The organism is Actinophytocola sp. KF-1, from assembly GCF_054661535.1.
The window spans coordinates 156,582-176,693 of the sequence record NZ_BAAFVK010000017.1 but is presented as its reverse complement, the minus strand read 5'-3'; the positions used below and the strand labels follow the sequence as shown (position 1 = coordinate 176,693).

Here is a 20,112-nt window from a genome sequence, read left to right as displayed (position 1 = left end):
CGCCGCCGTCAGGCGCCGACCGCCTGTGGGAAGCGGAAGAAGCCTGCCGGGTCGTAGCAGTGCTTCACGCGTTGCAGGCGCGGGTAGTTCTCCGCGTAGTAGGCGGTGCGCCAGTCGGACAGGCGGGAGTCCACGGTGTTCTGGTAGTTCTCGCCGTTGCCGTACCGGTCCGCGACCGCCTTGCCGGCGTCGGTCCACGTCGCCACCGCCGCCTCCTGCTCGGGGGTCGGGGTGTTCGTCGGCAGCGTGGCCGTGAAGCCCAGGATGCCGAGGGTGTTCCGGTGGACGTACGCCGTCGCGGTGCGGGGGACGCGGTTGATCCGGCCGGCGAGCCAGCTCAGGTTCAGGACCTTGAACTGGCCCGTCGCGCCGGGGGAGGTGAACGCGGTCAGCGCCTCGTCGATGGCGGTGGCCGACAGCGGCGAGCCGATCATGCGGCCGCGGCCGACGCCGTAGGTGTGCCTCGGCAGCACGGCCTCCGGGGTGTCGCCGACGCGGTGGCACTGCTCGGTCGTCTTGTCGGCGCAGCCGAACGTGCGCATCATCGCGTCCCGGTAGGACAGGTCGGTCACCGTGCGGCTCTGGGGCGCCACGCCGACCGCCGAGACGAGCGCGTCCAGGTACGGGGTGAGGCCGGCCGGGTCGCCGCCCTGCCACGTGCCGCTCAGCATGACCGTCGGCGCCGGGCCCGCCTGCAGCACCGTCACGTTCGCCTCGAGGTCGTCCGGCGCCGCCCCCATCCAGTCCTGGTACGCCGCGAGCACCGCCGGTGCCGCGTCGAACGGGAACGTCAGCAGGAAGTTCGGCAGCCTGCTCACCTGGATCGGGCGGACCTCGTAGCGCGTCACCACACCGAAGTTGCCGCCGCCACCGCCGCGGATCGCCCAGAACAGGTCCGGGTTCGTGGTCGCGTCGGCACGGACCACCGCACCGTCCGCCAGCACCACCTGCGCGGACACCAGCCGGTCGCACGCCATGCCGTGCTTGCGGGACAGCGGGCCGAAGCCGCCACCCTGGATGTACCCGCCCGCGCACACGGTCGGGCAGCTGCCCGTGACCACGGCGAGGCCCTGCGGCGACAGCGCGCCGACCGCGTCCACGCCGTGCGTGCCGGGGCCGAAGGTCACCGTCGACGCGCCGGCGCTCAGCGCCTTGAGCCGGGACGTGTCGAGCACCAGACCGGTGGTTGTCGACCAGCCCGCCGCGTTGTGGCCGCCGGAGCGCACCGCCACGTGCAGGTCGTTGTACTGCGCGAACGCCAGCACGGTCCGCACGTCGCCGACGGTCGCGCAGTACGCGACGCCCTGCGGGCTGATCGTGTCGAAGTAGCCGCTGTCCAGCTGCTTGGCGACCGGGTAGGCCGCGTCACCGGGGAGCACGAGGTCGCCGGTGAGGTGGGCACGCAGGCGCGTCCAGTCGGGGCCCGTGGCGCTCGCCTGACCCGAGGCGAGACCGAGGCCGGCGAGCGCGAGCCCGCCCCCGAGGAACGTTCGTCGTCTGATCACCCGCCCAGTGTCCTGGAGAAACGCGCTGACCAGCGGAAACTTCCCGGTGAACCGGGACGGCTTCCCAGCGCGGGAGGACTGCGGCCCCAGCCGGGCGCGCGCGGGCGAAACAGTGAAACGGCGGGAGAATTCCACGATCCGGGATGGTCGCGGCGAGTTACTTAGTGCCGCTAAGCAGATCCGCTCGTCGTGGTCGATTGATTACCGCGGGAATTCGCCGGGGCCTGAGGGGCGCCCCTCAGAAGTTTTTCCCGTATTCCCGGTTGATCTGGCAATCGGGCTAATCAGATCAGGCGGCGGCCGGGGCGGGGTTCAGCGCGGCGACACCGGCGTCGGTCAGCGCGGCGGGCACGAGCTCGCCCCGGGTGCCCGTGTGCGCGGGTTCGATCAGGCCGTCGTGCGCCAGGGTGTGGGCCAGGTACTGGTCACAGCAGGGCACACCGTCGATGAACAGGTCAGGCTCGGCGGAGCAGCTGATCTGCGCGCGACCTGCGACGACCGCTCTCAGCATGGACAGGGCTCTGTGGTTCAGACCTTCTGGTAGCGCGGACATCGTGTTCCCCTGCGTTTGGTGATCCTGCGGAGTCATGTCTATCACTCGGCACCGACAATTCGTGGGACGCGTGACGGACCTATGTGGTTTCATCGAACTTCCTCACGGATTGTTACCAAGAAGGAGTACCCGGCGTCCACCCAGATACGCCCACTGCCCGAAAGGGCTACGCGTCGGGGTCGTCCGTCGCCGGAGCGTTTCCACCGGGTCACCGGTCGAGCGGCTCGTCCGCGACACGCCGGGACGCGGCCGTCCGTTGATACGGTGCGAGGGGTTGATCTTCCTCGGCTGAAGGGGCACCGCATGGCTCGCTCGCAAGCGTGGTACGCCGGGGACGACCGCAACCCCTACATCCACCGCGCGTGGATGCGGCGCGGCCTGCCGAGGGACGCCTTCGACGGGCGGCCGCACATCGCGATCGCCAACACCGCGTCCGACCTCACCCCGTGCAACGCGCACCTGACCGAGGTGGCGAAGTCGGTGGCCGACGGCATCTGGGCCGCGGGCGGCGTGCCGCTGCACCTGCCGGTGGTGTCGCTGGGCGAGACGCTGCTGCGGCCCACCGCCATGCTGTTCCGCAACCTCGCGGCCATGGCGACCGAGGAGCTGCTGCGCGCCAACCCGGTCGACGGCGTCGTGCTGCTCGGCGGGTGCGACAAGACCATCCCGGCGCTGCTGATGGGCGCGTGCTCGGTGGACCTGCCCGCGCTGGTCGTACCGGGCGGGCCGATGCTGACCGGGCACTTCCGCGGCGTGCCGCTCGGCTGCGGCACGGACGTGTGGCGGCTGTCCGAAGAGGTCCGCGCGGGCACGCTGTCCCGGGAGGACTTCCTGCGCTCCGAGTCGTCGATGATCCGCAGCCGCGGGCACTGCAACACCATGGGCACCGCGTCGACCATGGCGTGCGTGACCGAGGCCCTGGGCATGACGATCCCCGGTCTGGCGGGCACGCCCGCCCCGGACAGCGGCCTGCTGGAGATGGCGCACCAGTCAGGCAGGCTGTCGGTGGCCATGGTCGAGGCGGACCGGCGGCCCAGCACGGTGCTGACGCGTGCGTCGTTCCTCAACGCGATCGTGGCGCTGGCGGCGATCGGCGGGTCCACCAACGCGGTCGTGCACCTGCTGGCGATCGCCGGGCGGCTGGGTGTGCCCCTCGAGTTGGAGGACTTCGACCGCACCGGCTCCGGGGTGCCGCTGCTGGTCGACCTGCAGCCGGCGGGCAAGCACCTGATGGACGACCTGCACCGCGCGGGCGGGCTGCTCGCCGTGCTGCGCGAGGTGGCGGACCTGCTGTCCCCGGACCCGATCACGGTCACCGGCGCGCCCCTGGTCTCGTACCTGGACACCGCGAAGATCTGGGACGAGTCGGTGATCCACCCCAGGTCGGCGCCGCTGCAGGAGTCGGCGGGCATCGCCGTGCTGCGCGGCAACCTGGCCCCGTCCGGCGCGGTGATCAAACCGGCGGCCGCCACCCCCGCGCTGCTCACCCACCGCGGTCCGGCGGTCGTGTTCGACTCCATCGAGGACCTCAACGCACGCATCGACACCGTCGACGACGAGAACGCGGTCCTGGTGCTGCGCGGCTGCGGCCCGAAGGGATACCCGGGCATGCCGGAGGTGGGGAACTTCCCGCTGCCCGCGCCGCTGCTGGCGAAGGGCGTGCGCGACATGGTCCGGATCAGCGACGCGCGGATGAGCGGCACCGCGTACGGCACGGTCGTGCTGCACGTGGCCCCGGAGGCCGCGGCGGGCGGCCCGCTGGCCCGCGTGCGGACCGGCGACGAGGTGGTGCTGGACGTGCCGAACCGACGGCTCGAAGTGGCGGCGGACCTGTCGGAGCGCCCGGTCTCACCGGAGGCATCGGCGGCGTTCGCGGCACCCGCGCGCGGCTGGCAGCGCCTGTACGTCGACCACGTGCTGCAAGCCGACCGCGGCGTGGACCTGGACTTCCTCGTCGGCGGCGGCCCGGGAGACCCAACGCGCGAGTCGCACTGAACCACCCGAAGCGACGACGGTCGACACAACCGCGTTCCCGGCCGGGTTCGCCGACCCCAGCGTGCCGGGTTCGCAGCGCCCGGCCCCGCGAAGCGGGCGAAGCCCTATCACCCATGCAGGCGCACCTCCCGACGGAGTCCTTGTCAACCCAGCGCGGGAGCGACTCAGCTTTCCTGGAAACGTGTCCCGTCCGGTGAGGCCGATCCGGCATTGCCGGGTTCGCAGCGCCCGGCCCCGCGAAGCGGGCGAAGCCCTATCACCCACGCAGGCGCACCTCCCGACGGAGTCCTTGTCAACCCAGCGCGGGAGCGACTCAGCTTTCCTGGAAATCTGTCCCGTCCGGCGAGGCCGATCCGGCATTGCCGGGTTCGCAGCGCCCGGCCCCGCGAAGCGGGCGAAGCCCTATCACCCACGCAGGCGCACCTCCCGACGGAGTCCTTGTCAACCCAGCGCGGGAGCGACTCAGCTTTCCTGGAAATCTGTCCCGTCCGGCGAGGCCGATCCGGCATTGCCGGGTTCGCAGCGCCCGGCCCCGCGAAGCGGGCGAAGCCCCAGAACCCACGCAGGCGCACCATCCGACGGAGTCCTTGTCAACCCAGCGCGGGAGCGACTCAGCTTTCCTGGAAATCTGTCCCGTCCGGCGAGGCCGATCCGGCATTGCCGGGTTCGCAGCGCCCGGCCCCGCGAAGCGGGCGAAGCCCCAGAACCCACGCAGGCGCACCATCCGACAGAGTCCTTGCCAACCCAGCCCGGGAGCGACCCAGTCATCCTGGAAACCTGTCCCGTCCGGCGAGGCCGATCCAGCATTGCCGGGCGCGCAGCGCCCGGCCCCGCGAAGCGGGCGAAGCCCCAGAACCCACGCAGGCGCATCACCCGACAGAGTCCTTGCCAACCCAGCCCGGGAGCGACTCAGCCTTCCTGGAAACCTGTCCCGTCCGGCGAGACCGATCCAGCATTGCCGGGCGCGCAGCGCCCGAACCCGCGAAGCGGGCGAAGCCCCCCATCAACCCCCTGAGGGGTGCCTGCCATCCCGTCGACCTGGCGAAGCCCGATCACACCGGGTCAAGGGGGCCCGAAACCCAAAGCACCACGCACCCAAGCCACCGGGCCCCCTTGACGCGGTGTGATAGCCCTCCGGGAGGTCGACGGGATGGCAGGCACCACCACGGACACCAGTCCTTGCCAAACCAGCCCCGTGCAAGACCCGCCGCCATCCCGGAGACCAGCCCGTCCGGCGAGGACCCCCCGGAGGGAAACCCAGGCAAGGCACACCACAAAGCGCGGACGCAAGGCGCTGACCTGCGAAAACGCCCCGCCCAGTACGTACGTGAACCCCCACCCATTCCCGGGGGCCACCCGCCATGCCAGTCTACCGGTACCCACCGACAAAACCCCGTGCACAGCCGCGACCTGTGGACAACCGACCCACCTGTGGACAACCGCCACCCGCCCGGTGATGAGTTCTCGCGCTCGGGCGCGTCTCACCTTCCGACAGGACACGACGTACCGGGAGGATGACGTGATGGACACGCGGTTGGCGGAGGTCGACGAACCGGGCTTCGCGGCGTTGGCGGAGCGGCACCGGCGGGAGCTGCACGTGCACTGCTACCGGATGCTGGGGTCGTTCGAGGACGCCGAGGACACCGTGCAGGAGACGTTCCTGCGCGCGTGGCGGCGCCGGGACACCTTCGAGGGCCGGTCGACGTTCCGGGCCTGGCTGTACCGGATCGCCACCAACGCCTGCCTGGACCTGCTCGCCAAGGTCCGCCCGCGGCCCGCGACCGGCGGCGAGGTGCGGTGGCTGCAGCCCTACCCGGACCGGCTGCTCGACGAGCTGCCCGCGCGCGACGCGGACGCGCCGGAGACCGTCGCCGTCGCGCGGGAGACGATCGAGCTCGCGTACCTGGTCGCGGTCCAGCACCTCGCGCCGCGCCCGCGTGCCGTGCTGATCCTGCGTGACGTGCTCGGCTGGCCCGCGAAGGACGTCGCCGAGTTGCTCGGGGACTCCGTCAACTCCGTGAACAGCGCGCTGCAGCGGGCCCGCGCCGGCATGCGGGAGCACCTGCCGGCACAACGGCAGGACTGGGCAGGCGGCGAGGAGGACGCCGGGACGCGTGACCTGGTCCGCCGCTACACCGACGCCAGCGTGGCCACCGACATCCCGGTGCTCGCCGCGATGCTGCGCGACGACGTGCGGTCCTCGATGCCGCCGACGCCGGGCCTGTACGTCGGCCGTGACGCGGTCGTGCGCAGCTGGGTCGTGGACGGCTTCGACGGCATGCAGGACCTGCGCGCCGTGCCCACCGCCGCGAACCGGCAGCCCGCCGTCGCCTTCTACCACCGGCGGGAACCGCGGGGCGCGTACCTGCCGCTGACGATCGACGTCCTGCGCGTCACCGGCGGCGCGATCGCCGAGATCACCACCTTCCACGCCGACCGGTTCCCGCGGTTCGGGTTGCCGGAGCGCCTGCCCGCGGCCGCCGCTACCTCCTCCGCACCGTGAACTCGACCGCGCCCCGGTGGCGGAGCACGGTGACCCCGTTGCGGGACACCACCTCCGCGCCGGGGCACGTGATGTCGCCGTCGACCGCGACGACCGCCTCGCCCGACGGGGTGCGGAACGTGACCGCGCCGTCGGACGCCGCCACCACCTCGGCCGTCGCGTACGCGATGCGCATGCCGCCCACCGCAACGCCCAGCGGCAGCATCAGGGCGCGGCGGCCGGGCAGCTGCAGCGGCTCGCCGCCGAACAGCGGCATGCCGGCCTCGGTGACCGTGAAGCGCTGGTCGTAGCCGGACACGTTGAGCGCGTGCAGGATCCGGGCGCCCGCACCGTCCACGGTGGTGGTCAGCACGACGCCGGGGACCGGCGCGTCGTGGCGCAGGGCCGGTTCCGCGCCGAGCGCCGCGAACGCCGCCCGCCACAGGCCGAGGTCGCACTCGTAGTCGGTGGCCAGCACGACCGCGCGGCCTGCGCCCATCGGCACGTCGAACCCGCAGCCGTGCCCGGTCGACAGCTCACGCAGCACCGTGTCGCCTGCCGCGGGCTCGTACAGCTCCGCCCACCCGACCCGGGTCTCCGGCCGCGGCGCCGCCCAGCCGTGCGCGCTCACCGAGGAGAAGAACTCCGGCGTGCCCCGGACCGTCCCGAGTGGACGCAGACCGAGCGCGTCACGCAGCACCGTGCACGGCGCCCCTGCCATGTCGCGTGCCGGGACCCGCCCCGCGAGCAGCAGCCTGCCGCCCGCGGCGAGGTAGGCGGCCAGCGTCCGCTGGACCTCGGCCGGCAGGTGCGTGGTGCCCGCCATGGCCAGCACCGGGGTGGTGGCCGGGTCGAGTCCACCCTGGACGTTCACCGCGCCGAAACGGAAACCGCCGAGCAGCATGGCCCGCGCGAGGATCCCGCGCGGCCCGGCGCCCCGGGTGCCGACCACGTCGTCCAGCACCGCCCGCACGGACCGGCTGCCCGGGTAGTGGTACTCGGTCAGGTAGTGGTCCGGCACGAACCCGATCGCGACCTCGTCGTGCTCCTCCCACATGCCCGCGAGCACCGGCGCGATCGCGCGTGCCGCCCGCAGCACCCGTTTCGTCGGCCCGTACACCGGGTTCAGCTGACCCTCCGGGCCGACCGGCGCCGCGAACCCGTGCCGCTCGCCGGTGAACGCGATCCGGTCGTTGCCGTCGCCGACGGGCTCGTCGAGCGGCGGGTTCACCCCGCCCGCGAACAGGTAGTAGTTGAGCAGTTTGTTGCCCTGCGCCAGGCACATCCGCGTCTTCAGGTCCACAGCGGACGGGTCGTACTGGCGGGACAGGTCCGAGCCGTAGTCGCCGGTGCCCGCCTCGAACTCCATCGACGTGAGCGGCTGGTCGCCGTCGTGCACGGCGTCGCAGAACGCGTTCACGAGGTACAGGTCCGCGGCGTTGGTGACGGTGAGCTCGCCGAGGTAGAGGTCGGTGCCCGACAGCATGCCGGGCACACCCGCGTAGCTCGCCATGAGCTGGCTGATGCCGATGGGGAACGTCTCCGCCTTGCCGCCGTCGGTGCCGTGGATGTTCACCACGAACGGCACGCCGGTGACGCCGCACTCCTCGGCGTAGGAGCGCAACTCCTGGAAGTACCTGGCGAACCGGTCGCGCATGAACTCGCCGAGGTCCCGCATCAGCGCGGGTGCGTGCTCGTCGTCCGGCGCGCGGAAGTCCATGGTGAACGGGTACTCGCGGTCGTGCTTCGCGAGCCAGTCGCGGAAGTCCGCCAGCAGGTGGTCGGTCAGGTCGGGGGAGTTGCTGACCCACGCGAGCATGCCGACCTCGTTGTCCAGCTGCACCGCGACGACCGGGCCGCCGCGGTGGTGCAGGCGCTCCGCGATCACCGGCATGACCGCCCGGTACCACTCGCGGGCGGCGGCGAGGAACGCCGGCACGAGGTAGTCGACGGTGCGCGTCGGCGCCGGTGTGCCGTCCCACCCGACCGGCACGATCTCCGGGTGCTCGCGGTAGAGGCGGTACGGCAGGCCCTCGTTCTTCATCTCCGCCATCACGAACGGGCCGGGCCGCGCGATCACGTGGAAACCGTTCTCGTGGCACAGGTCCAGGAACGCGCCGAGGTCGCGCTCCGGCCGGGTCCGCCCGGTCACGTCGACCGTGCCGTCGGGCAGCTCGTGCCACAGCCACGGGATGTAGGTGGCGATCGTGTTCAGGCCGGCGGCGCGGGCCTTGTCCAGCCGGTCCTGCCACTCGTCTCTCGCCAGCCGGAAGTAGTGGACCTCGCCGGACAGCAGCAGGACGTCCCGGCCGTCCACGACGATTCGCTTGCCCTGGTAGTGCACCGTGTCGACCACGCTCTCCGCTCCCGATCGCTGGGCCCGCCTATTGCGGCAGTCGCTGGTAGAGGGCTAACCTCCGGCAAATGGAAGCGCATACAGGATGCGCTTACATTCGTCACCGTACTGGTCGGGACCGGTGGCGACAAGGCGATCTCGGAGGTGCAACGTGGCACGTCGCTGGCGTCTTCTCGTGGCGGTGGTGGCCGCCGCGGTCGGGGTGGGAACGGCGGCCTGCTCGGCCGGTCCGACCGAGGCGGAAGGGCTCACGGCGGACGGCCTGGTGCCCTTCATCAACCTGGGTGACTACGCGCCCGGCGCGTCACCGCAGCGCAACTTCAACCCGTTCTCGCCCAACAAGGCGGTCGTCGGGTTCACGTTCGAGACGCTGTACCAGGTGGACGGTGTCAACTGCGCAGAAACCCCGTGGCTGGCCACCGCCTACCAGTGGGAGGGCACGCGGAAACTGACCTTCACGCTGCGCGAGGGCGTGAAGTGGCACGACGGCAAGCCGTTCACGGCCGACGACGTCGTGTTCACCTACGAGATGATCAAGGCGAACCCGGCGCTGGACCTGATGGGTGTCGGACCCGTCCTGACGTCGGTCACCGGCCAGGGCAACACGGTCACCATGGAGTTCTCCGCGCCTGCGGTGCTGCTGTTCTCCAAGGTCGCCAAGGTCGAGATCGTCCCGAAGCACATCTGGGAGAAGGCGGGCGACCCGGTCCGGTTCACCAACGACGAGGCGATCGGCACCGGCCCGTACCGCGTCAAGACGTTCAACGCCAGGCAGATGGTGCTCGAGCGCGACCCGGACTACTGGCAGGCCGACAAGGTCAAGGTCAAGGAGCTGCGGTTCACGCACTCGCCGGAGGGCCAGGTCGACCAGCTGCGGCTGGAGCGCGGCGAGTACGACATGAACTCCATGTTCGTGCCGGACATCGAGAAGGTCTACGTCGCCAAGGACCCCGAGCACAACAAGTACTGGTACGCGCCGGGCGGCGTGATCAGCCTCTACCCGAACCTCACCAAGGCCCCGTTCGACGACGTGGCCTTCCGCAGGGCGCTCACCTCGGCGTTCGACCGCCAGGCCATCGCGGACAAGGCGCAGTTCGGGTACGTGGAGACCGCCAGCCAGACCGGCCTGATCCTGCCCAACCAGCAGGACTGGCTCGACCCGGACATCCCCGACGGCGGCAAGATCGCCTACGACGTCGACAAGGCGAAGCAGGCGCTCGACGACGCCGGGTACAAGGTGGACGGTGAGAACCGCAGGCTGGGCAGGGACGGCAAGCCGCTCTCCTTCGAGTTCAAGGTCCCGTCCGGCTGGAGCGACTGGATCCAGGCCGCGCAGATGGTCAAGACCGACTTCGGCAAGCTCGGCATCCAGGTCGACGTGGCCACCCCGCAGCAGGCCACGTACGACCAGGACCGCGCGGTCGGCAACTACGACCTGCTGTTCGGCGTGTACGGCGGCGACTGCAACATCCACAAGGACTTCGCCGACCCGCTCGCGTCCGCCCAGACCGCCGACATCGGCAAGCCCGCGGTGTCGAACTTCTCGCGCTGGCGCGACGAGCGGACCGACCAGCTGCTGAGCCGGCTCGCGTCGGCCGGTGACGAGCAGGCGCAGAAGGAGGCCGTGCACGGGCTGCAGCGGGTGATGGTCGACGAGGTGCCGAACATCCCGCTGTGGTACGGCGCGAAGTGGTTCCAGTACCGCACGAAGCGCGTCGTCGGGTGGCCGAACGCCGAGGACCCGTACGCCAGCTCCACGGACGTCCTGCTGATCATCACCCGGCTGCGTCCCGCGGGCTCATGAGGTACTTCCTCCGCCGCACGGCGTTCTTCGCCGTCACGCTGTGGGCGGCGGTGACCCTCAACTTCGTCATCCCCCGGCTGCAGCCGGGGGACCCGGCGGAGGCCATCGTCGGCCAGCTCACCGGGCAGGGGCCCGTCGACCCGGACCAGATCCGGGCGGTGCGGCTCATGCTCGGTGTGCCGGACGAGTCCCTGCTGCAGCAGTACTGGGACTACCTCGGCAGCCTGCTGCGCGGCGACTTCGGCGTCAGCTACACGTACTTCCCCTACCCGGTCACGCACATGATCGGCGAGGCGCTGCCGTGGACGCTGGTGCTGGTCGGCGTCACACAGGTGCTCGGGTTCGTGATCGGCACGGTGCTGGGCGCGTTCGCGGCGTGGCGCCGCAACTCGCGGTTCGACTCGTTCGTGACGCTCGGCTCGCAGTTCGTCGGCTCGCTGCCGTTCTTCTGGATCGCGCTGCTGCTGCTGTACCTGCTGGCGTTCGTGGCGAACTGGTTCCCGAACGCGGGCGGCTACTCGATGGACGTGGAGCCGTCGTGGTCGTGGGCGTTCGTCGGGGACGCCGTCTACCACGGCATCCTGCCCGCACTGTCCATCCTGGTCACCGCGCCCGCCGGGTGGATCATCGGGATGCGCAACAACATGGTGCAGTCGCTCGGCGAGGACTACACGCGGCTCGCGCGGGCGAAGGGGCTGCGGGTGCGGCGGGTCGCGTTGATGTACGGCGCGCGGGTCGCGGTCCTGCCGAACGTGACCGGGTTCGCGCTCGCGCTGGGCGGCATCCTCGGCGGCACCGTGCTGGTCGAGACGATCTTCGACTACCCGGGGCTCGGGCGGCTGCTGATGGAGGCGGTCGGCGCGCGCGACTACCCGCTGATGCAGGCGCTGTTCCTGTTCATCACGATCGGCGTGCTGCTCGCCAACCTGCTGGCGGACTTCCTGCTCGGCGTGCTGGACCCGCGCGTGCGGAAGGAGGCGGCGTGAGCGGAGCCAACCATCGGGCGCTGCGACGCCCCGGAGCCTGCGAGGGGGCGTCATGACGGTGGAGATCCTGACCCGGCCTTCTCGCGTGCCGCAGTGGTTGCGGATCCTGTGGGCCAACCGGAAGTCCCGCGTCGGCGTGGTGCTGCTGTCGGTGTTCGTGCTGGCGGCGGTGTTCGCGCCGGTGCTCGCGCCGTACGACCCGGAGTCGACGGAGTTCGCGGCGTCGCTCCCGGCGGGTGGCGAGCACTGGCTCGGCACGACGCAGCAGGGCCAGGACGTGTTCTCGCAGCTGGTCCACGGTGCGCGCACGTCGCTGCTGGTCGGGCTCGTCGCCGGCGTGTTCTCGACGATCATCGCGCTGCTGATCGGCATGACCGCCGGGTACCTGCGTGGCTGGGTCGACGAGTTCCTCTCCGGTCTGACGAACCTCGCGCTCGTGATCCCGGTGCTGCCGCTGATGATCACGCTGGCCGCGTACGCGCCGGTCCGCGGCGTGTGGCTGATCATCTTCGTGATCAGCGTGACCGGCTGGGCGTACGGCGCGAAGATCAAGCGCGCGCAGATCATCACGTTGCGCACCAGGGACTACGTGACCGCGGCGAAGCTCGCGGGCGACGGCCCGATGCGGATCGTGTTCCGCGAGATCATGCCCAACATGACCTCGCTGGTGGTGGTCGGCTTCATGGGCGCGGCCACCGCGGCGATCGGCGCCGAGGCGGGGCTGGAGTTCCTCGGCCTCGGCGACCCGACCACGATCAGCTGGGGCACGATGCTGTACTGGGCCGACAACAGCGGGGCGCTTCTCACCGGCCAGTGGGCGTGGCTCATCGCGTCCGGGCTGGCGCTGACGATGCTCGTGACCGCCATGACCCTGATCAACTTCGGCGTGGACGCGCTGAGCAACCCGGCGCTGCGGGAGGAGTGACGTGTCCCTGCTGGAGGTCTCGGACCTGTCGGTGACGTACCGGACGAGCCGCACCCCGCCGACGCGCGCCGTGCGGAACGTGAGCTTCTCGATGGCCGAGGGCGAATGCGTCGGCCTGCTCGGCGAGTCGGGCTGCGGCAAGTCCACATTGGGCAGTGCGCTGCTGCGGTTGCTCGACCCGCCGGCACACATCACGGGCGGCACGATCCGCTTCGACGGCACGGACATCACCACCCTGGACGAGAACGCGCTGCGGCCGCTGCGGTGGCGTGCGCTGTCGACGGTGTTCCAGTCGTCCATGAACTCGCTGAACCCGGTGCTGACGGTCGAGGCGCAGTTCCGGGACATGTTCCGCACGCACACTTCGCTGTCGGCGGCGGAGATCCGGTCCCGCACGGCGGAGCTGCTGGAGATGGTGCTGATCGACCCGTCGTACATGCGGTTCCACCCGCACGAGCTGTCCGGTGGCATGAAGCAGCGAGTGGCGCTCGCCCTCGCGCTGGCGCTGCGGCCCAAGCTGGTGGTCCTGGACGAGCCGACGACCGGGCTCGACGTGGTGGTGCAGAAGTCCATCATGGACAGTGTCAGGACGTTGCAGCGCGCGCAGGGCTTCGCGGTGCTGCTGATCAGCCACGACCTCGGCACGGTGATGGAGATCGCGGACCGCGTGATGGTGATGTACGCGGGGTCCGTTGTGGAGTCGCGGCCCGCGGGGGAGATGCTGCACCCGTACTCGCGCGGGTTGCTGGGCAGCCACGCCGACCCGCGTGCCGAGACCGTGGACGTCACGTACATCCCGGGCCGCCCGCCGGACCTGTCGAGGTCGTACGAGGGCTGCCTGTTCGTGGACCGGTGCCCGGTGGCGCTGCCCACGTGCGCGTCCGAGCCGCCGCCACTGCGCCCGGTGGGCGACGGGGTGGTCGCGTGCCACGTGGTGCCGGGCACGAAGGCCGACTTCGCGAACTCGACGTTCGTCCGCTCGGCCCGGCCCCTGGCGGACGCGTCGCCTGCGCTGACGATGACCGGCGTGCACAAGACGTACACAAGGCGCCGCACGTCGGTGGCCGCGGTGGACGACGTGTCGTTCACGTTGCGCCGCGGCCGGGTCACCGCGCTGGTCGGTCAGAGCGGTAGCGGCAAGTCGACCATCGCGAAGCTGATCACCGGCATCGAACGCCCGGACAGCGGGTCGGTGATGTTCGGCGAGGTGGCGGTGCACCGGCTGCGTGGCCGCGCGTTGCGCCGGTACCGCAAGGACGTGCAGCTGGTGTTCCAGGACCCGTTCGCGGCGCTGAACCCGGTGCGCACCGTGCGGCAGACGCTGGTCCGCCCGCTGCGCAACCACCTCGGACTGTCCGAAAAGGACGCACAGGACCGCCTGCCCGCGTTGATGGACACCGTGGGCCTGTCCCCGGCGTTCCTGGACCGGTACCCGCACCAGCTGTCGGGCGGGCAGCGCCAGCGCGTGGTGGTCGCGCGGGCACTGGCCCCGGAACCGGCGGTCCTCGTCGCCGACGAGCCGATCTCCATGCTGGACGTGTCCATCCGCGCGGAGATCGTCGAGTTGCTGGACCGGCTGGTGCACGACCGCGACCTGGCGATGCTGTACATCACGCACGACCTGCTGTCGGCGCGGCTGCTCGCGGACGAGGTGCTGGTGCTGAACGAGGGCAGGGTGGTGGAGGACGGGCCCACGGTGGAGGTGATCCGCAACGCACAGGCCCCGTACACGAGGACACTGCTGGACGCGCTGCCTGGCGGGGCGCGGCCGCCGGCCCCCCGATCACCAGCGTAACGCCGACCACCGACAGTCTCGCCCCGCGCGCCCGCGGTTGTCCACAGGTCGTCGGGTTGTCCACAGACGACCCCGCGGCGCGCGATTGTTGTCGGTGCCTTGCCGTACGCTGGAAACCGGGGGCCGGAGGCCGCCGGGGGTCCCGGCGGCTGAGACCTTCCGCGGGGCGAACGTGCCCTTCGCGAGGTGCCCGCTCAGGAAGGCGCGCTTTCAGCCGCGACGGCCCTGGTGGCCCAAGACGCGTCATGCGCGCGCCCGGTCCGCTGCGTGGACCAGGCACGCACGGCCGACGGTGGTGTCCTAAAAGGCGCGTTGAGGACAGTCGACATCGGCAGTGTCCTGAACGCGCCTTTCAGGACAGGACGGCCCTGGCGGTCTTGTTGGCTGCGGATGAGTTCGCGGCGTCATGCGCGCGCCCGGACCGCTGCGTGGACCAGGCACGCACGGCCGGCGGTGGTGTCCTGAAAGGCGCGTTGAGGACAGTCGGCTCGCCTGAACGGCGCGTTCAGGACGCTGGGCGACATGAACGCGCCTTTCCAGGACACCGGGAACGTCTTGAATGCGCCTTTCCAGGACACCGGCAGCGTCCTTGACGCGCCTTTCAAGACAGCTCCCGGCCGCGCGCCTCAGCCGGCCGACCACGCACCCGCCGCGGCCGCCTTGGCCGCGTAGTCCGCGAAAGCGATCGGGTCCCGCCCGAGTACCTGCCGCACCCCGTCCCCGGGCGACGACAGATGCCCGGCCCGCATCGCGGCGAACATCGCGTCCAGGTCCTCCACGGCTTCCTCCGGCAGCCCTTCGGCTCGCAGCTCGTCGCGGTACTGCGACGGCGTCAGCTCCTCGTACCGGATCTCGCGTCCGGCCGCCGCCGCGATCGTCGCCACCGCTTCGCCGAACGTCAGGCGCGGGCCCGACAGGTCGTACACGCGGCCGTGGTGCCCGCCGGACCTGAGCACGGCCGCGGCCACCTCGGCGACGTCCTGCACGTCGACGAACGGCTCCGGCACCGCGCCCATCGGCAGCGCCAGCCTGCCCGCCACCAGCGGTGCGTGCCACAGGTCCTCGTCGAAGTTCTGGTTGAAGTTGTTCGCCCGCAGGATCGTCCACTCCGCGTCGGACGCCCGCACCGCCTCCTCCGCCGCCCGCATGCCGGCGAACCCCCGGACCTTGTCGATCCCGCGGCCCGACAGCACGACGAACCGCCGGACGCCGGCGGCCGTCGCCTGTTTCACGAACACCTCGACCGGCCCGGGGTCGGCGGGGGCCACCAGGTACACGGCAGACGCACCCGCCAGGGCATCCGCCCACGTGTCCGGCACAGCCCAGTCGAACCGCACCTCCGTCGAACGTGACACCGCCCGCACCGGTGTCCCCCGCAAGGCCGCCACCAGCCGTCGCCCCGTCTTGCCTGTGCCGCCGAGAACCACTGTCGTCGTCATACCGGCAGTCAACCCGCGCGCGCCGACGCGGGCCATGGCGCGGCGTACGTCCGTCATGTCCGATCGTCCGCGGTTATCGTGAAGGTCATGGACCCGTTCGACGACCTGCTCCGGGGCGTGCGCGCGAACGGCGCCTGCCTCGAGCGCATCGAGCTGTCGCCACCGTGGACGTTGCCCTTCACCGACGGGCTGACGCTGTTCGCGCCGCTGCGGGGCGAGGGACGCGTCGGCGACACGACCGTGCGTGTCGGCGAGACCGCCATCGTCCGGGGCGCGGCCACCGCGGACGGTGACGCCTCGGCGGTGGTGCTGACCGGCAGCTACGACACCGTCTCCCGGCGGCTGCTCAGCGTCCTCCCACCCGTGCTCGTCGTGCCCGACGACGGTGACGGGTGCGCGTCCCTGCGCGACTTCCTCGACGTGCGGGGCCCCGCGAAGCAGGTCGTGCTCGACCGGCTCGTCGACTGGCTCCTCGTGTGCACGCTGCGCTCGTGGTTCGACCGGACCGACGCGCCCGGCTGGTTCCACGCCCTGGGCGACGAGACGGTCGGGCCCGCGCTGCGTGCGATGCACGAGTCACCGGAGAAGCCGTGGACGCTCGCCGCGCTCGCCCGCGTCGCCGGGGTGTCCCGCACGACGCTCGCCACCCGGTTCACGCGGCTCGTCGGCACGCCGCCGCTGACCTACCTCACCGACTGGCGCATGACGCTGGCCACCGACCTGCTGACCGGGACCACCGCGACGGTCGCCGCGGTGGCCCGGCAGGTCGGTTACGCGGACGCGTTCGGGTTCAGCTCCGCCTTCAAGCGGTTCCACGGCATGAGCCCGACCGCGTGCCGCACGACGTGTCAGTCGGCGAACACCGCGTAGCTGAAGCCCTCGATCCGCAGGCGCCCGTCGTCGAGGGTCACGCCCCGGCCCAGCACCTGGGTGCCCGGGATCGGGATGTCCGTGGTGAACGCCTCGAACGCCGGGTTCACCGCCACCGTGTACTTGCCGCCGCGCCGGTACACGAACGGGTATCCCGGGTTGAGGATCTCCACGTCGCCGGACGGCCCGAACGCCGGGTCCGACTTGCGCAACGCGATCAGCTCACGCACCAGGTTCAGCAGCGAGTCCGGGTCCTGCTGGGCGTCCGCCACGTTCGGCCGGGTCGGGGACGGGTCCGGCGGCAGGTACGTCACCTCGGGATCCGCTTTCTCCCACTGCATCGGCGTGCGTGACCCGGCGCGGTTGTACCCGGCGCGGATGCCACCGAGCACGCTGCCCTCCAGGTCGGGCAGACCCGGCTGGTACTGCATGCCGATCTCGTCGCCGTAGTAGATCGCGGGCAGCGTCGGCCACGTCAGGATGAACACCATCGCGGAACGCGCGTGGTCCGCGTTGCGCACACCCGCCACCAGCCGGGGGAAGTCGTGGTTCGCGGTCGGCAGCACGATGTGGCCGCCGTCGCCGATCACGCTCGTCGCCGTCGCCCACTCCGCGAGGAAGTCGAAGATGCTGCCCGCGCCGGACGGGTCGAAGTAGCACGGCCGCGTCCGGTACGTGCTGTCGTACACGACGCCGTTGTGGAACAGCGACCGGTACGCCTGGCTCGACCCGAAGTGCAGGAAGAAGTCCGCGTGGAACCCGGCCGGCACCGACACCTGCGGCTGCGCCCACTCGCTGAACAACGCGGCCTCCGGGTGCGCGTGGTCGAGCCACCCGCGCAGCTCACGCCACAGCGCCGCGGTCTCCTTCTTGCCCGGGTCGTCCTTCACCAGCGACGACGCCATGTCCACGCGGAAACCGGCAACACCGGTCTGCAGCCAGTAGTTCATGATGTCGCGCAGCGCCTGCCGGTTCGCCATCGGCCCCGGCGCGTCGACGGGCTGCCGCCACGGCTCGTCCGGGTCCATCCGGCCGTACCCGAAGTTCAGCGCGGGCTGCACGGGGAAGAAGTTCGGCAGGTAGAACCCTTCGCGGCGGCCGGGTGAGGGCTGGAAACCCGGCGCCTGCCGGTCCGCCCACACGTACCGGTGGTCGGCCGGGTCGTCCGCCGACCGGACGAACCACTCGTGCTGATCGGACGTGTGCCCGGCGACCAGGTCGAGCAGCACCCGGATGCCCTTGCGGGACGCGGAGTCCACGAGCTTCGCCAGGTCGTCGCGGCTGCCGTAGCGCGGGTCGATCGCGTAGTAGTCGGACACGTCGTACCCGGCGTCGCGCATGGGGGAGGCGAAGCACGGGTTGAGCCAGATCGTGTTCACGCCCAGCCACGCCAGGTAGTCCAGTTTGGACTCGACACCGTTCAGGTCGCCGATGCCGTCGCCGTTGGAGTCGGCGTAGCTCTGCGGGTAGATCTGGTACAGCACGGCGTCGGAAAGCCAAGCCGGCACGGCCATGAACACTCCTCGCGTCACTGCCGGGTCAGTCGCAGCGACCGGATCCCGGGCATGGGCAGCTCGACGGCGACCGACGCGACCCCGTCGTCGCCGACCGCCACCTTCGCAAGGTACTCGATCGGGAGGGTGTCGGAGGAGCGCAACGTGGCCCACTGCTCCTCGGTCGGCCAGTCCGCGCCGGAGAGTTCCCGCCACACGCGACCGATGTTGGCGTGCTCCTCGTCGACGCGCGCGGACTCGACCGCGTACGTCCCGGGTTCGAGCCCGGACACCGTCACCGTCACCGCGCGGGCCAGGTCCGCCGAGCCGTCTACCTTGGACTGGTCGAGGGTTCCGTTCCACACCAGCACGTCCACGCCGTCCTCGCCGCGGGTCGCGAGCGCCTCGACGAGCGACTCGCCGCCGTCACCGGTGCACGTCGCGGGCACGCGGCCGCCCGCGAGCCGGGACAGCAGGTACAGCGCCCAGAACCGCGGCTTGCGCAGGTTGCCGACGGTCAGCAGGCCGAACCCGCCGTGCAGCAGCTTCGGCGGCCAGCCCAGCTCCTCGAACTGGTCGGAGCACACCCAGTACGCGAGGCAGTCGGTCGACGCGAGCGCGCTCTTCATGCCGTGCAACACGAACGGCGCGGAGAACACCGAGTCGCTGACGCGGTGGAAGTGCGTCGGCGTGACCCCCCACTCCGTCCACAGGATCTCCGGCTCCGGCTTGCCGGTCGCGTGCGCGAACGACCTGGTCAGCGGCCGCATGTCCAGCGGGGCGTTGCCGTAGGTGTGGGTGGAGACGAAGTCGACCGGCACGTCGTGCTCGCGGCAGTACTCCAGCAGCGCGCCGACCCAGCCCGCCGCGGCCGACGACGGGCCGCCGACGCGGATGCGCTCGTCGACCGCCTTGATCTCACGCACCGCGATCTCGTACAGCCGGTGGTAGTCGTCCTGCGTGCCGTTCCAGAACACCTCGAGGTTGGCCTCGTTCCAGACCTCGAACTCCCAGGTCGCGACCTCGTCGGCGCCGTAGCGCTCGCGGAGGTGGACGGTCAGCGCGCGCACCAGGTCGCCCCAGCGCTCCCACTCGCGCGGCACCGACACCTGCGCGCGGTACTCGAAGACCGTGTAGTCGGGGTCCGCGGTGAGTTCCTTGGGGATGAAGGACAACTCGACGACCGGCTTCAGCCCGGTGGCGAGGAAGCGGTCGTACACCTCGTCCAGGCCGGAGAAGTCGAAGCTGCCGTCGGCGTTGACCGTGACGGTCTCGGGCAGGAACGTGCCGTGGGCGCGGACCGAGCGGACGCCGAGCTCGTCCTTCATGATCCGCAGCGCCTCGGCGTACTCGGCCGCGACGTCCGACCCGCCGGGGCCGGGCTTGTCCCAGATCAGCAGCGAGAAGTGCTCGGCGCCGATCATGCGGCGCCACACGTCCGGCAGCGGCCGCGGCTCCGCGGCCGCGTCGACGGACACGGTGACCGTGCCGGTCCCGTCGCCCGGCGCGCAGGAGACGGCGTCCGACAGCGCGCCCGCGCCGCTGTCGCTCCAGGTGGCGACCTTGTAGTGGTACGTCGTGCCGGGCTCGACCATGGTGTCCGCGTACGGCGGGTGCGGGACCGCGAGCACGTCGCCGCCGAGGTGGTCGAGCGGGGTGAACGGGCCGTCCGCGCTGGTGGCGCGGTGCACGAGGTAGCCGAGCGCGCCGTCGACCGGCGCCCACTCCAGGTGGACGAGCGCGGTGCCGGAGGTGGCCGTGAGCCCGGACGGCGGCGGCAGCTCGCCGATGCCGGTCAGCGGCTGGTCACTCGGCAGGCCGATGCGCTGCTCCCAGTCCTGGCGTGCGGTCGTGTCGGTCACGATCGGCCCCCTTGGCGATGTAAGCGCTGTCTGTAAGCGCATACACT

13 protein-coding genes are annotated in these 20,112 nt (G+C 71.3%); 7 read left to right on the top strand and 6 right to left on the bottom strand.

What is annotated here, in order from left to right:
* Positions 1 to 8: 8 nt before the first annotated feature.
* A complete protein-coding gene (locus ACYQ77_RS39605; RefSeq protein WP_459721615.1) occupies positions 9 to 1,505 on the bottom strand; it encodes an FAD-binding oxidoreductase in 1,497 nt (498 codons plus the stop codon).
* A 289-nt stretch (positions 1,506 to 1,794) separates the two neighbouring features.
* Positions 1,795 to 2,016, bottom strand: a complete 222-nt coding sequence (locus ACYQ77_RS39600) for a hypothetical protein (RefSeq protein WP_459721613.1) — start codon at positions 2,014 to 2,016, stop codon at positions 1,795 to 1,797.
* A 345-nt stretch (positions 2,017 to 2,361) separates the two neighbouring features.
* Between ACYQ77_RS39600 and ACYQ77_RS39595 the strand changes: the two genes are divergently transcribed.
* Both ACYQ77_RS39595 and ACYQ77_RS39590 read left to right on the top strand, forming a co-directional pair.
* Positions 2,362 to 4,053 (top strand): dihydroxy-acid dehydratase, encoded by a 1,692-nt coding sequence (locus tag ACYQ77_RS39595; protein ID WP_459721611.1) that lies wholly within the window; start codon positions 2,362 to 2,364, stop codon positions 4,051 to 4,053.
* A gap of 1,522 nt (positions 4,054 to 5,575) precedes the next feature.
* On the top strand, positions 5,576 to 6,556 hold the full coding sequence (locus ACYQ77_RS39590) for an RNA polymerase subunit sigma-70 (RefSeq protein WP_459721609.1): 981 nt from the start codon (positions 5,576 to 5,578) through the stop codon (positions 6,554 to 6,556).
* Here ACYQ77_RS39590 and ACYQ77_RS39585 read toward each other — a convergent pair.
* Positions 6,537 to 8,891 (bottom strand): beta-galactosidase, encoded by a 2,355-nt coding sequence (locus tag ACYQ77_RS39585; RefSeq protein ID WP_459721607.1) that lies wholly within the window; start codon positions 8,889 to 8,891, stop codon positions 6,537 to 6,539. The genes ACYQ77_RS39590 and ACYQ77_RS39585 overlap by 20 nt on opposite strands.
* A 151-nt stretch (positions 8,892 to 9,042) precedes the next feature.
* Here ACYQ77_RS39585 and ACYQ77_RS39580 point away from each other — a divergent pair, with 151 nt between their 5' ends.
* Genes ACYQ77_RS39580 through ACYQ77_RS39565 form a run of 4 tightly spaced genes read left to right on the top strand, consistent with a single transcriptional unit; the run spans position 9,043 to position 14,401 of the window.
* Complete coding sequence (locus ACYQ77_RS39580) at positions 9,043 to 10,695, top strand: ABC transporter substrate-binding protein (protein ID WP_459721604.1); 1,653 nt, start codon at positions 9,043 to 9,045, stop codon at positions 10,693 to 10,695.
* Complete coding sequence (locus ACYQ77_RS39575; protein ID WP_459721601.1) at positions 10,692 to 11,681, top strand: ABC transporter permease; 990 nt, start codon at positions 10,692 to 10,694, stop codon at positions 11,679 to 11,681. Before ACYQ77_RS39580 ends, ACYQ77_RS39575 begins: the two co-directional genes overlap by 4 nt.
* A gap of 52 nt (positions 11,682 to 11,733) precedes the next feature.
* The gene (locus ACYQ77_RS39570; protein ID WP_459721600.1) at positions 11,734 to 12,606 is read left to right on the top strand and encodes an ABC transporter permease; all 873 of its coding nucleotides are present in this window, start codon (positions 11,734 to 11,736) and stop codon (positions 12,604 to 12,606) included.
* A gap of 1 nt (position 12,607) precedes the next feature.
* Entirely contained in the window at positions 12,608 to 14,401 is a 1,794-nt protein-coding gene (locus ACYQ77_RS39565; protein WP_459721598.1) for an ABC transporter ATP-binding protein, read from the top strand.
* A gap of 626 nt (positions 14,402 to 15,027) precedes the next feature.
* Here ACYQ77_RS39565 and ACYQ77_RS39560 read toward each other — a convergent pair.
* Positions 15,028 to 15,897, bottom strand: a complete 870-nt coding sequence (locus ACYQ77_RS39560; RefSeq protein ID WP_459721596.1) for an NAD(P)H-binding protein — start codon at positions 15,895 to 15,897, stop codon at positions 15,028 to 15,030.
* A 30-nt stretch (positions 15,898 to 15,927) separates the two neighbouring features.
* Here ACYQ77_RS39560 and ACYQ77_RS39555 point away from each other — a divergent pair, with 30 nt between their 5' ends.
* Positions 15,928 to 16,710: an AraC family transcriptional regulator gene (locus ACYQ77_RS39555; protein ID WP_459721593.1), complete on the top strand. Its 783-nt coding sequence runs from the start codon at positions 15,928 to 15,930 to the stop codon at positions 16,708 to 16,710.
* Here ACYQ77_RS39555 and ACYQ77_RS39550 read toward each other — a convergent pair.
* Together ACYQ77_RS39550 and ACYQ77_RS39545 are read right to left on the bottom strand one after the other, a co-directional pair.
* Complete coding sequence (locus ACYQ77_RS39550) at positions 16,689 to 18,224, bottom strand: alpha-amylase family glycosyl hydrolase (protein WP_459721590.1); 1,536 nt, start codon at positions 18,222 to 18,224, stop codon at positions 16,689 to 16,691. The genes ACYQ77_RS39555 and ACYQ77_RS39550 overlap by 22 nt on opposite strands.
* Positions 18,225 to 18,238: 14 nt before the next feature.
* The gene (locus ACYQ77_RS39545) at positions 18,239 to 20,065 is read right to left on the bottom strand and encodes a GH39 family glycosyl hydrolase (protein ID WP_459721587.1); all 1,827 of its coding nucleotides are present in this window, start codon (positions 20,063 to 20,065) and stop codon (positions 18,239 to 18,241) included.
* Positions 20,066 to 20,112: the final 47 nt, after the last annotated feature.